General features: G+C 60.1%; 11 protein-coding genes. 7 read left to right on the top strand and 4 right to left on the bottom strand.

Annotation, left to right across the window (positions count from 1 at the left end; genetic code table 11):
* Positions 1-121 precede the first annotated feature (121 nt).
* Positions 122-2,611, top strand: coding sequence for a ligase-associated DNA damage response DEXH box helicase (locus tag VNV36_RS15365; protein WP_325718502.1), 2,490 nt, complete (start codon positions 122-124; stop codon positions 2,609-2,611).
* On the top strand, positions 2,608-3,264 hold the full coding sequence (pdeM, locus tag VNV36_RS15370) for a ligase-associated DNA damage response endonuclease PdeM (RefSeq protein ID WP_325718503.1): 657 nt from the start codon (positions 2,608-2,610) through the stop codon (positions 3,262-3,264). The genes VNV36_RS15365 and pdeM overlap by 4 nt, the downstream gene beginning before the upstream one ends.
* A gap of 25 nt (positions 3,265-3,289) precedes the next feature.
* Here pdeM and VNV36_RS15375 read toward each other — a convergent pair whose 3' ends face one another.
* Both VNV36_RS15375 and dcd read right to left on the bottom strand, forming a co-directional pair.
* Positions 3,290-3,499, bottom strand: a complete 210-nt coding sequence (locus VNV36_RS15375) for a hypothetical protein (RefSeq protein WP_325718504.1) — start codon at positions 3,497-3,499, stop codon at positions 3,290-3,292.
* A gap of 106 nt (positions 3,500-3,605) precedes the next feature.
* The gene (gene dcd / locus VNV36_RS15380; RefSeq protein ID WP_007940589.1) at positions 3,606-4,172 is read right to left on the bottom strand and encodes a dCTP deaminase; all 567 of its coding nucleotides are present in this window, start codon (positions 4,170-4,172) and stop codon (positions 3,606-3,608) included.
* Positions 4,173-4,527: 355 nt separating this feature from the next.
* Here dcd and VNV36_RS15385 point away from each other — a divergent pair, with 355 nt between their 5' ends.
* Positions 4,528-4,737 carry a cold-shock protein gene (locus VNV36_RS15385; RefSeq protein ID WP_002554837.1) on the top strand — a complete coding sequence of 70 codons (210 nt, stop codon included), beginning with the start codon at positions 4,528-4,530 and terminating at the stop codon, positions 4,735-4,737.
* Between the two features lie 158 nt (positions 4,738-4,895).
* Here the strand turns inward: VNV36_RS15385 and VNV36_RS15390 are convergent, their stop codons facing one another.
* On the bottom strand, positions 4,896-5,903 hold the full coding sequence (locus VNV36_RS15390) for a DUF481 domain-containing protein (RefSeq protein ID WP_325718505.1): 1,008 nt from the start codon (positions 5,901-5,903) through the stop codon (positions 4,896-4,898).
* Between the two features lie 164 nt (positions 5,904-6,067).
* On the opposite strand from VNV36_RS15390, the gene VNV36_RS15395 reads away from it, so the two are divergent.
* The 4 genes from VNV36_RS15395 to VNV36_RS15410 all read left to right on the top strand — a co-directional run bounded on the left by VNV36_RS15395 (position 6,068) and on the right by VNV36_RS15410 (position 10,840).
* Positions 6,068-6,421, top strand: a complete 354-nt coding sequence (locus VNV36_RS15395; protein ID WP_325718506.1) for an MGMT family protein — start codon at positions 6,068-6,070, stop codon at positions 6,419-6,421.
* 43 nt (positions 6,422-6,464) lie between these two features.
* Complete coding sequence (locus VNV36_RS15400) at positions 6,465-8,024, top strand: AmpG family muropeptide MFS transporter (protein WP_325718507.1); 1,560 nt, start codon at positions 6,465-6,467, stop codon at positions 8,022-8,024.
* Between the two features lie 129 nt (positions 8,025-8,153).
* A complete protein-coding gene (locus VNV36_RS15405; RefSeq protein WP_325718508.1) occupies positions 8,154-9,869 on the top strand; it encodes a proline--tRNA ligase in 1,716 nt (571 codons plus the stop codon).
* Between the two features lie 17 nt (positions 9,870-9,886).
* Positions 9,887-10,840: a hypothetical protein gene (locus VNV36_RS15410; RefSeq protein ID WP_325718509.1), complete on the top strand. Its 954-nt coding sequence runs from the start codon at positions 9,887-9,889 to the stop codon at positions 10,838-10,840.
* Positions 10,841-10,932: 92 nt separating this feature from the next.
* Here VNV36_RS15410 and dinB read toward each other — a convergent pair whose 3' ends face one another.
* Positions 10,933-11,994, bottom strand: coding sequence for a DNA polymerase IV (gene dinB, locus VNV36_RS15415; RefSeq protein ID WP_325718510.1), 1,062 nt, complete (start codon positions 11,992-11,994; stop codon positions 10,933-10,935).
* Between the last annotated feature and the right edge of the window lie 201 nt (positions 11,995-12,195).

Raw genomic sequence — 12,195 nt, forward strand, 5'->3', positions numbered from 1 at the left:
AGTCAAAAGATCGCAGCCTCGTTTCACTCGTCAGCTCCTACACGGGAATCGCGTCGTTTTAAACCTTTGGTCTGTTGGTGTGGTCTCTGAAAACAACACCTCCAGAGCGCACGCAGCCGGCATGGCGAAATCCCCCGACTTTGCAAAAACCTGGTTCAGCGCCCGCGACTGGAAGCCGTTCGCCTTTCAGAAACAAGTGTGGGCTGCAGTGAAAAACGGCGACTCCGGTTTGCTCCACGCCAGCACCGGCGCCGGCAAAACCTATGCGGTGTGGTTCGCCGCGCTCAATCGCTTCGCTCGCGTACTACCGCCCGTGGCCACGCCGCGCAAACGCAAGCCGCCGGCCGAACCGCTGACGGTGCTGTGGATCACGCCAATGCGCGCCCTCGCCGCCGACACGGCGCGCGCGCTGCAAAGCCCGGTCGATGATTTGCACATTTCGTGGAGCATCGGCCTGCGCACCGGCGACACCAGCAGCAGCGAACGCGCGCGCCAGGGCCGGCGCCTGCCGACCACGCTGATCACCACCCCGGAAAGCTTGACCCTGCTGCTCGCCCGCGCCGATGCGCGTACCGCGTTATCGACCCTGCGCATGATCGTCGTTGATGAATGGCACGAATTGCTCGGCAACAAACGTGGCGTGCAACTGCAACTGGCCCTCGCCCGCTTGCGTCACTGGCAGCCAGAACTGATCGTCTGGGGCGTTTCCGCCACTCTCGGTAATCAATCCCACGCCGAAGAAGTGCTGATCCCACAGGGCGGCGGCATCAGCGTTCAGGGTAAAAGCGAAAAAACCCTGCAAGTCGACACCCTGCTCCCACCGGCCATCGAGCGTTTTCCGTGGGCCGGGCACATCGGCCTGAAGATGCTGCCGCAGGTGGTTGCCGAACTCGACGCCTGCGCCAGCAGCCTGGTATTTACCAACACCCGGGCGCAATCGGAAATCTGGTATCAGGCGTTGTTGGAGGCGCGACCGGACTGGGCCGGGTTGATCGCCTTGCATCACAGCTCACTGTCCCGCGACACCCGCGACTGGGTCGAACAGGCGTTGAAGAATGGCCAGTTGAAAGCCGTGGTGTGTACCTCGAGCCTGGACCTGGGCGTGGATTTTCTGCCGGTCGAGCGCGTACTGCAGATCGGCTCTGCCAAAGGTGTCGCGCGGTTGATGCAACGTGCCGGCCGATCCGGCCACGCACCGGGGCGCACCTCCCGGGTGACGCTGGTGCCGACCCACAGCCTTGAACTGATCGAAGCAGTGGCCGCGCGCGATGCCGTCGAACAGCGTCGCATCGAGCCGCGTCTGTCGCCGCACAAGCCGCTGGACGTTCTGGTGCAGCATTTGGTGAGCATGGCCCTTGGCGGTGGGTTTATTCCTGAAGACTTGTATGAAGAAGTCCGTGGCGCTTGGGCTTATCGCGACCTGACGGCGGCAGACTGGGCGTGGGCACTGGCTTTCGTACGTCATGGCGGAATGTCTCTGACAGCCTATCCGGATTACCGCCGGGTCGAGCCCGACGAGTACGGCGTCTGGCGTGTGCCGGATGCACGTCTGGCGCGGCGCCACCGCATGAGCATCGGCACCATCGTCAGCGATGCCAGCATCAACCTGAAATTCTGGAGCAAGGGTGGCGGCGGCAAGCAACTGGGCAGTGTCGAGGAAGGCTTTATTGCACGACTGAAACCCGGCGATGGTTTCCTCTTTGCCGGCCGCCTGCTGGAGCTGGTGCGCGTGGAAAACATGACCGCCTACGTCAAACGCAGCACCGCGAAAAAAGCCGCCGTGCCGCGCTGGAATGGCGGACGCATGCCGCTATCCAACGAGCTGGCCGCGGCCGTGGTCACGCGTTTCAGCGCCGCCGCCCAAGGTCAGTTCAATGGTCCGGAAATGCAGGCGCTGCGGCCGCTGCTGGAGACGCAGATACGCTGGTCCGGCTTGCCCACCACCGAGAATCTGCTGGCCGAAGTGCTGAAATCCCGCGAGGGCTGGCATCTTTTCCTCTATCCGTTTGCCGGGCGTCAGGTGCATCTGGGGTTGGCGAGTCTGCTGGCGTGGCGCGTCAGTCAACGCCAGCCGGTGACCTTCTCGATCGCAGTCAACGATTATGGTCTGGAATTGCTCAGCGCCACGCCGTTGGACTGGGCGGCGCATCTGGATGCACACCTGTTCAACGCTGATGACCTGTTGCTGGATGTCCTCGCCAGCCTGAATGCCGGTGAACTGGCGTTGCGCCGCTTCCGGGAAATCGCGCGGATCGCCGGGCTGGTGTTCGCCGGGTATCCGGGCGCACCGAAAAGCACTCGCCAGGTGCAGGCCTCGAGCGGCTTGTTTTTCCAGGTGTTCAAACAATATGACGCCGACAACCTGCTGCTGGCCCAAGCGGGGGAAGAAGTCCTACGGGAAGAACTGGATATTCGGCGCCTGGAACAGACTTTGGAGCGCATCAATCAGATGAAGATGGATGTGCATCAAGTCAAACGTCCGACACCGCTGGGGTTTCCCCTGCTGGTGGAGCGGATGCGCGAAAGCATGAGTTCGGAAAAACTGGCTGACAGGATCAGAAGAATGGTCGGAGACCTGGAAAAAACCGCTGATAACGGAAAATCATCGTGAGTGCGGCGTACCCGGTACGTTTGGCCGGCGAAGAATTGTGGTTGCTACCGGAAAAAGCGCTGTACTGGCCAGCGCAGGAAGCGCTGTTGATTGCCGACGTCCACTTCGGCAAAGCGGCAGCCTATCGCAGCCTCGGCCAGCCCGTGCCCTGTGGCACCACGGCAAGCAACATCGCAGTCATCGACGCGCTGCTGGCGAGGCTGCCGTGCCGTCAGTTGATCTTCCTCGGAGATTTCCTCCACGGGCCCGGCTCCCATGCTGAGAACACGCTGAATGCCCTGGCAGAATGGCGCGCGCGGCACGCCGATCTGCCTATGACGCTGATTCGCGGCAACCATGACAAACGCGCAGGCGACCCACCAGCCTCGCTTAATATCCGCGTCGTGCCCGAGCCGCTATTGCTCGGGCCGTTCGCTCTGCAGCATGAGCCCGATCCGCATGCCGAACGGCATGTGCTCGCCGGCCATGTGCACCCGGTCTATCGATTGCACGGCAGAGGACGCCAGAGCTTGCGCCTGGCGTGTTTCAGGTTGGGCGAGCGTATCAGCCTGATGCCGGCGTTCGGTGCGTTTACCGGTGGCTTTCAGGTCGAGCGCGACGACAGCTGCAGAGTCTTCGTGATCGGTGACAACGAAATATGGCCCGTCAGTTAGCTGACGGGCCATGATTTTTCAGTGATCAGGCGACAGGTGCCGGAGGCGGCTCGTCCGGTAGCGTCGGTTCGCCGGGTTCGGTCGGTTGTTCGTTGGGAGTATCGGGGTCGGGCTGTCCGGGTACGCCACCGGCCAGGCTCAAAGACGGATTCGCCAATAACGACCAGGCCAGGACGCCTATCTGATTGGGCTCAAGCCTTGCCAGTTCAGCGCTGATTCGCGGGTCGATCTTCATAGGGCACTCCTTAGTGAAGGCCCGTATTTGTCTGTAACAAAAACGGGCAGTACACCCCATAGAGTGTCTGCCCGCCAAAGAATTCCCGACATCCGTCGGATGGCGATCAGGTGCGCGGCAATGTCACGCCACGCTGCCCCTGATACTTGCCGCCGCGATCCTTGTAGGAAACTTCACATTCCTCATCGGATTCCAGAAAGAGCATCTGCGCCACGCCTTCGTTGGCGTAGATCTTCGCCGGCAGGTTGGTGGTGTTGGAGAATTCCAGCGTCACGTGACCTTCCCACTCAGGCTCGAGCGGGGTGACGTTGACGATGATGCCGCAGCGCGCGTAGGTGCTTTTACCCAGGCAGATGGTCAGGACGTTGCGCGGGATGCGGAAGTACTCGACGGTGCTGGCCAGGGCGAAGGAGTTCGGCGGGATGATGCAAACGTCGCTGTGGATGTCGACGAAGCTGCCGGCGTCGAAGTTCTTCGGGTCGACGATGGCCGAATTGATGTTGGTGAACACCTTGAAGTGGTTGGTGCACCGCACGTCGTAGCCGTAGCTCGACACACCGTAGGAAATCACCCGACTGTCGTCGCTGCCGCGCATCTGCCGCTCGACGAATGGTTCGATCATTCCGTGTTCCTGCGCCATGCGGCGAATCCACTTGTCCGATTTGATGCTCATGGCGGGGTTGTCCTGAATAGCGAGGTGGAAAAATTCTGACCGGCATCTTACCGGGCGCGCCGCTTCGTTCAAAGTGCACAACGCAATTCTCGGCGAACGCCCCGTATTTACGCGATCTGGCGACGAACCGTCGCACCGTCGATCCCGAAAACAGAGAAACCTTTGCAAGAAGCATTGGCACGTTCCGGAAAAAGGGTTAAGGTGGCGTCACTGTGCTGCTTGTGTCACTGAGAATCTCTACACGATATGTTGAATTTCGATCCAACCATCTACAAGAATTTTTCCTGCTCTTTGCACTCAGTCTCGGCCAGGGTTCTTCCTGAGTCGCAGTTATCTTTGTTCAAGGAGTTACACCATGTCTAATCGCCAAACCGGTACCGTTAAGTGGTTCAACGATGAAAAAGGCTTCGGCTTCATCACTCCACAATCCGGTGACGACCTGTTCGTTCACTTCAAAGCTATCCAATCCGACGGCTTCAAAAGCCTGAAAGAAGGCCAACAGGTTTCTTTCATCGCTACCCGCGGTCAGAAAGGCATGCAAGCTGAAGAAGTACAAGTTATCTAACTTGTAGCTTCTTTAGAAAAGAGCCCCGCCCTTAAAAGCGGGGCTTTTTTGTGGGCGCTTGTTTTATGAGCGTAAAAAGATCGCAGCCTTCGGCAGCTCCTACAGAGGATTGGTGTACATCCTGTGGGAGCTGCCGAAGGCTGCGATCTTTTTCTTCTTTACCAGGCCACGCCAAATCCTGCGGTGTAGCGCGTCTTGTTCAAATCGGCATCGTTGGTGCCGCTGATGATGTCGCGCTCGGCCTTGAGGTTGAGCGAGGCCCAGTCGGTGACCTTGTAGCGCAGGCCCATTTCCGCATCCAGTGCGTAATCGGCTACGCCCGACAGCGGCTTGCCGACTTCGCCATTGGTGAAGAACTCGACCTTCTTGCCGATAAGGTAGCGGTTGTAGTCCCACTTCATGGCGACGGAATAGAAGTTGTCCTTGCTGCCATCGCGGTACTCGTAATCGGTGCGGTTGAGCAACGAACCCAGCGAGAACGCGCCCAGTTCATCATCCCAGAACTGGTAGCCGGGGCCGGTACCGACCACACGCTGACGCGCCAGCTCTTCAATATGGTCGCGCTTATAGTTAAGGCGCCCCTGCCAGAACCACTGATCAGTCAGGAAGCGGTCGAGCGAGTATTCGGCGCGCCAGTTGTTGGTCGTGGTTTCGGCGTCCTGCACTTCACGGTTGTACTCGCCCTCGGCGATATGCCGCCAGCGACCATGCCGCGCCGAGGTCTTGAAGCCAACGTCATAATCGTCGGTATCTTTTTCGGCGCGCTGATAATCCAGCGCCAGATCGACGTTGCCCTTCCACACCAGGTCGGTGACGATTGGCTTGGGTTTGAGAATCTGCTGAATGCTCGCCAGCTCGACCGTTTTCGGCGCCTCGCCGTTGGCCAGGGTGACTTTGCCGTCGTCCGCTGCGGTGAGTGATTTCGACACCTCGCCGGCGTAGGCGTCCTGTTTGACCAGCAGGTGCTGATCGCTGTCCAGAGTCTTGACCTCTTTCCAGTCAATCGCCACCGCGCCGGCGTATTTGGTCTGGATCAACAACTTGCCGCCATCGAATACCGTGATAGTGCCGCTCAGCTTGTCGCCGTTTTTCAACCAGACGGTGTCGGCAAGCAGGGGCGTGGACGTGCTGCAAACAGCAAGGCACAACAAGGTTCTGGAGAACATAAGCAGATCAAGGGCTCAGAGTTGGCGAAAAGTTCGGCATTATCCGTGGGATTCTGCCCATGACAAGGACTGACCGGACTATTTCAATTGAGTTCATTTCTCAACTGCGCCGCCAGCGATTACCCTTATTGCCATCGACACGCCCATGCTCAGGAACCGCGTACGTGAAAGACCCACTCGACAGCGTCGAAAACGATGCGCAAATCCGACGCACGGCGCTCTACTCGACACTTGCCCAAGTGCCCGAAGGTAAAGTCGTCAGTTATGGCCAGTTGGCCGAACTCGCTGGACTGGGCCGCGCCGCGCGCTGGGTCGGCCGTACCCTGAGCCAGTTGCCCAGCGACACCAGGCTGCCCTGGCACCGTGTACTCGGCGCCGGCGGACGGATCAGCCTGCCGGTCGGCAGCCCCTCGGGAGATGAACAACGCGCGCGATTGCGCATGGAAGGCATCACCGTCCAGAACAATCGTGTGGATATTCGGCGCCATGGCTGGCGTCCGGTAGAGCACAGCGGTTAGAGTGCGCGCTTTGTTTTCGCAATTTTGAGGCAGACTTCAGCCCATGCCCCGTAAAACCTGGCGCGCCGCGCTCGCCGCCTATGCCAGTCCTTCGACGCTCGTGCTGTTGTTGCTCGGTTTTGCCGCCGGCCTGCCGTACATGCTGGTGTTCTCGACGCTCTCCGTGTGGTTGCGTGAAGCAGGCGTGGCCCGTGAAACCATCGGCTATGCCAGCCTGATCGGCCTGGCCTACGCGTTCAAATGGGTCTGGTCACCGCTGCTCGACCAATGGCGCCTGCCCTTGCTGGGCAAGCTCGGCCGTCGCCGTTCCTGGCTGGTGCTTTCCCAGGCACTGGTGATTCTCGGGCTGATCGGCATGGGTTTCTGTGACCCGCAGAAGCACTTGTCCTGGCTGATCGCCATTGCCGTCGTTGTCGCCTTCGCCTCTGCCACGCAAGATATTGCGGTCGATGCCTATCGCCTGGAAATCGCCGATGACAGCCGCCAGGCTGCCCTCGCCGCCAGTTACATGTCCGGTTATCGCGTCGCCGCCCTGCTCGCCACCGCCGGCGCGCTGTTTTTCGCCGAAGGTTTCGGCTCCACCGGTTTCAACTATAAGCATGCGGCGTGGACCGGCACCTATGTGCTGTTCGGCGCATTGATGGTGCCCGCGCTGCTGACCACCTTGTTCATGCGTGAGCCGCCGGTGCCGCTGCGCACGCAGTTGCAGGCCGGGCGCTACACGTTCATGCATCAATTGATGTCGGTGTTCGTGTTGATCATCTTGCTGGTCTCGGTACCGGCGATGTTTACCCAGCTGTACAACACCGATTTCGCTGGCGTGCTGTTCGGCGACATGAGCCCGCTCGACCTGCTGCTCGAAGACCGCGCCTTCCTGCGCGCCATCCTCTATACGCTGCTCACGGGGATGTGTCTGTCGGCCATGGGCCGGCGCGGATTGGCTCCGGTACTCACGCCGGTCAACGATTTTATTCTGCGTTACCGCTGGCAGGCGCTATTGCTGCTGGGCCTGATCGCCACCTATCGGATGTCGGACACGGTGATGGGCGTGATGGCCAATGTGTTCTACATCGACCAGGGCTTCACCAAGGATCAGATCGCCAGTGTCAGCAAGATTTTCGGCCTGATCATGACCCTCGTCGGCGCCGGCATGGGCGGCCTGTTGATCGTGCGTTTCGGCATTCTGCCGATCCTGTTTATCGGCGGCGTGGCTTCGGCAGCGACCAACCTGCTGTTCGTGATGCTCGCCGACATGGGCCCGAACCTGCAGATGCTGGTGGTGACCATTTCTCTCGACAACTTCAGCTCCGGTCTGGCCACCTCGGCTTTCGTCGCCTACCTGTCGAGCCTGACCAACCTGAAGTTCTCGGCCACGCAATACGCCCTGCTCAGCTCGATCATGTTGCTGCTGCCGCGCCTGATGGGCGGTTACTCCGGCGTATTGGTGGAGAAGTTCGGCTATCACAGCTTCTTCCTCATTACCGCCCTGCTCGGCGTGCCGACGCTGGTGCTGATCGCGCTGCACTGGTTTCAGGAGCGCCGCCGCGAAGGACCGACACCGACGGCTGAACCCGCGCCGACACCCGTTACCGAAGAATCGTAGGACGCGTCGCCAATGGCGGGAGGAATCCCGCCGCAGGACCTCTGCGCCGGCCACACTTCTGTACGTCAGCAAAACTCGCCGGTACACTGCTCCGTCATTTCCAGTCATAGCAACCGACAACGGCCAACCATGCGCACCAGTCAATTTTTGCTCGCCACACAGAAAGAAACGCCTTCCGACGCGGTCGTGATCAGCCACCAGCTGATGCTGCGCGCCGGCATGATCCGCAAGCTTGCCTCGGGCCTGTACACCTGGCTGCCGATGGGCCTGCGAGTCATGCGCAAGGTCGAAGCCATCGTTCGCGAAGAAATGAACGCTGCCGGTTCTCTGGAAGTGTTGATGCCGAGCACCCAACCGGCCGAGCTGTGGCAGGAATCCGGGCGCTGGGAAGAATACGGCCCTGAGCTGCTGCGCATCAAAGACCGCCACGGTCGTGATTTCTGCGCCGGCCCGACCCACGAAGAAGTGATCACCGATCTGATGCGCAACGAGTTGAGCAGCTATAAACAGCTGCCGATCAACCTTTACCAGATCCAGACCAAATTCCGTGACGAAATCCGCCCACGCTTCGGTTTGATGCGTGGCCGCGAATTCATCATGAAGGACGCGTACTCGTTCCACGCCGACCAGGCCTCGCTGCAGGTCACCTACGACCGCATGCACGAGGCGTACTGCAACGTGTTCACCCGTCTGGGGCTGAAATTCCGTCCGGTTGAAGCCGACAACGGTTCGATCGGCGGTGCCGGCTCCCACGAATTCCACGTGCTGGCCGAGTCCGGTGAAGACGACATCGTTTTCAGTAACGGTTCCGACTACGCAGCGAACATCGAAAAAGCCGAAGCGGTGCCACGGGAAACCTCGCGCCCTGCGCCAACCGAAGAGCTGCGCCTGGTCGACACGCCGGACACCAAAACCATCGCGGCGCTGGTGGAAAAATTCAATCTGCCGATTGAAAAGACCATCAAGACCCTGATCGTGCGCGCCGAAGAAGAAGGCAAGCTGATCGCGCTGGTGATTCGTGGCGACCACGAACTGAACGAGATCAAGGCTGCCAACCAGCCTGGCGTGGCCAGCCCGCTGGTCATGGCTTCCGATGCCGAACTGCGTGACGGGATTGGCGCCGGCGCCGGTTCGCTCGGCCCGCTGAATTTGCCACTGCCGATCATCATCGACCGTTCGGTCGCGATGATGAGCGACTTCGCCATCGGCGCGAACATCGACGACAAGCACTACTTCGGCGTGAACTGGGAGCGTGATCTGCCGGTTCCGACCGTTGCCGACCTGCGTAATGTCGTTGCGGGCGACCCAAGCCCGGACGGCAAAGGCACGCTGGAAATCAAGCGCGGCATCGAAGTCGGACACATCTTCCAGCTGGGCAACAAGTACAGCAAGGCGATGAAGTGCGAAGTGCTGGGCGAGAACGGCAAGCCGGTGACTCTGGAAATGGGCTGCTACGGCATCGGCGTTTCCCGCGTGGTGGCTGCCGCCATCGAGCAGAATAACGACGCCAATGGCATCATCTGGAGCGACACCCTGGCGCCCTTCCAGATCGCCCTGGTACCACTGCGTTATGAAACCGAGCAAGTGCGCGAAGCCACCGACAAGCTGTACGCGGAACTGACAGCGGCAGGTTTCGAAGTGCTGCTGGACGATCGCGACAAGAAAACCAGCCCCGGCATCAAGTTCGCGGACATGGAGCTGATCGGCATTCCACACCGCATCGTGGTCAGCGACCGCGGCCTCGCCGAAGGCAACCTGGAATACAAGAGTCGTTCCGAAGCAGAGGCGCAAGCGCTGCCGGTGGCCGATGTTGTGTCCTTCCTTCAGGCCCGTATCCGCCGCTGAAACCAGATAGAGACGTCATGTTCAAGCGAAACACCTTAGGCCTCGGTGGCGCCGCCCTGTGCGGCGCCCTGCTGGTCAGCGGCTGCGCCAATCACATGTCGCAACGCAGCGAGCACGAAGAGCGGGTCGAGCGAAAGTTGCTCGATCACAGCCTGCAGATCGATGTCGGCGAGCCCAAGGTGCTTGAGCTGCCGCAGCGACGCGTGAAGATCAACGAGCAGAAGACCTTCGAAGTCACCGAGTTCGAGGTCACCCGTCGCTACGACCGCTACACGCCCTATCAACCCTGGCGCGAAGTCTACGAGATTCCGCTGGGCGCGGTCGCCGTGGTCGGCGGTGTCGGTGCGAACGTGGTCAACGTGTTCGCCCTCGGCAACCTGCCGGACAGCGTCACCAGGGATTGGCTGAGCTACGGTTTCGCCGGGCTCAACCCGTTCATGAACGTGCAGTCCAACGGTCGCGCGCAGCAGAACCTCGCGGGCATCGATGAGGTGCAGCGCGACAAGCGCACGGAGTATTCGAGCCTGCCGTGGAGCGAGCGCCCGGTGCAGGTCAAGGCCGGCAAACAGACCTTCGACATGACTACCGATCGCAACGGCGTGCTGCGCTTGAACTTGCTCGACAGCCCGTTCGCCGAACACGACCTTAATCATGTCGGTCGCTTGCAAATCAGTGTCGAAGACGGCAAGGACGACGTGCATTCCGACTCGACCCTGATGCTCAGCGGCCACCTGCGCGGCAAGTTGCTGGAAGCCCACGGGCTGATTTATGACGATCTGGAAGACGACGAAGTGAGCCAGTGGGTGCACCGGGTCAAACGCCTGTCGGAACTGGGTCTGGAAGAGGAAGCCAGCGAACTGGAGCAAAGCCTGATCGAACTGACGCGCAACGATCCTGAGTTGCAGGCTGAGTTTCTCAAGGCATTGACCAGGGATGCCGGGCGTCTGGTGGCTGATCCGGGACCGAATTAAGCCCTGAAAGATCGCAGCCTTCGGCAACTCCTACAGGAGATTGCATTCCAATGCAGGAGGTGCCGAAGGCTGCGATCTTTTGCTTTAACGATCTACCGCTCAAACAACTCCATCTGCTCAAACCCGCCGCGCAAATCCTCCAGCCTTACCCCCACCCCCAACAACCGCACCGGCTTGCCGCCGCGATTGAACGCCTGCGTCAGCATCAACTGATAACTGCCCAGATCGCGCCCTGCCCCGGCTTGCTCCAGCGTGGTCTGAGTAAAGTCATGAAACTTCACTTTGACGAACGGCTTGCCCGGTCGATAACTGCTGTCGATACGTGACATGCGGGTTTTCAGGGTATCGAGCAGCTCGGGCAATTTGTCGAGGCACGCGCGCAAATCCGGCAGATCAACGTCGTAGGTGTTTTCCACACTGATCGACTGACGTCGACTGTCGTTGTGCACCGGCCGGTCATCGATCCCACGGGCGAGGTTCCACAATCGTTCGCCGAAACTGCCGAATTCGCGCACCAGCGCCAGCCTGCCCCATTCGCGCAGGTGCTGACAGTCGACGATGCCGAGCTTGCCGAGTTTGTCGGCGGTGACCTTGCCGACGCCGTGCAGTTTGCTCACCGGCAAACCGCTGACGAACTCCTCGACCTGATCCGGGGTGATGACAAACAGGCCATTGGGCTTCTTCCAGTCACTGGCGATCTTCGCGAGAAACTTGTTCGGCGCGACGCCAGCAGAAACGGTGATATGCAGTTGATTGGAGACCCGGCGGCGAATGTCCTGAGCGATCCGCGTGGCACTGCCGCCGAAATGCGCGCTGTCGGACACATCCAGGTAAGCCTCGTCCAGCGACAGCGGCTCGATCAGGTCGGTGTAATCGGCAAAGATCGTATGAATTTCCTTGGAGGCCTCGCGGTATGCGTCCAGGCGCGGCTTGACGATGGTCAGGTCCGGGCACAGCTTCAATGCATGCCCGGAAGCCATCGCCGAGCGCACGCCATAGGCTCGCGCTTCATAGTTGCAGGTCGCGATCACTCCGCGTCGATCCGCCGAACCACCGACCGCCAACGGCTTGCCCGCCAGCCGCGGATCATCGCGCATCTCGATGGCGGCGTAGAAACAGTCACAGTCGATGTGGATGATTTTTCGCTGAGTCATGTCGGAAAAGGAAACGTGGCAAGCCGGAGCGGCAGTATCTCATTCACACCTGTATATAGCACCAGTGGTGGAACGTTCTTTTCCGGCTGCAGGAACTATCCGATAAATTTGTTTTTTCAATCACCGACAAACGACCAATAGAGCTGAAAGCCTTACATGGCATGGCCTGCACGCCGGACGACCTCGTCGAAAATGCGCTAA

Source organism: Pseudomonas sp., assembly GCF_035554175.1.
In the GTDB taxonomy this organism is placed as follows: domain Bacteria; phylum Pseudomonadota; class Gammaproteobacteria; order Pseudomonadales; family Pseudomonadaceae; genus Aquipseudomonas.